Source organism: Alphaproteobacteria bacterium (genome assembly GCA_024244705.1).
In the GTDB taxonomy this organism is placed as follows: domain Bacteria; phylum Pseudomonadota; class Alphaproteobacteria; order JAAEOK01; family JAAEOK01; genus JAAEOK01.
Genome location: JAAEOK010000117.1, coordinates 1 through 561, shown reverse-complemented (window position 1 = coordinate 561; position 561 = coordinate 1). Strand labels below are relative to the sequence as shown.

Sequence of the window (561 nt, the reverse complement as noted above, 5' to 3'; positions counted from 1 at the left end):
GCGAGCTATAACCGAATCTTGGTGATGGCGTGATGTAGAGGCGGCGTATCCTGGCGATGTTGAGGTCGCCGATTTCCAAGAAGGAAGGATACGCCATGTACGAGGATAGAGTTGTTTCGTTTTCCCATCCAGATGCGATTTCGATCGCGGATCCGCTGACGTCGGTGCTGCGTGCGGGCGCCCGCCGGCTGTTGGCCGAGGCGGTGGAGGCGGAGGTGGAAGATTTCATCGCTGCCCATGCCGAGTTCGTCGACGATGCCGGGCACCGCCGTGTCGTACGTCACGGTTACATGCCGGAGCGCGATGTTCAGACCGGGGTCGGCGCCGTGGCCGTGCGCCGGCCGCGCATCCGCGATCGATACCCCGATGCCGCCGGCGGCCGCATCCGCTTCAGGTCTTCGATCCTGCCGCCCTATCTGAGGCGCGCCAAGTCGGTCGAGGAACTTCTGCCCTGGCTATATCTCAAGGGCATTTCGACGGGCGATTTCGGCGAGGCGTTGGCCGCCCTGCTGGGTCCCGACGCCCCGGGCCTGTCGGCGACCACCATCGCCCGGCTGAAGT

The 561-nt window shown here is 64.7% G+C and carries 1 protein-coding gene; it reads left to right on the top strand.

Annotated features, from left to right (window positions below; all coding sequences use genetic code 11):
- Positions 1-95 precede the first annotated feature (95 nt).
- On the top strand, positions 96-561 hold a 466-nt coding region (locus GY791_21390), incomplete at its 3' end, for an IS256 family transposase (GenBank protein MCP4330949.1).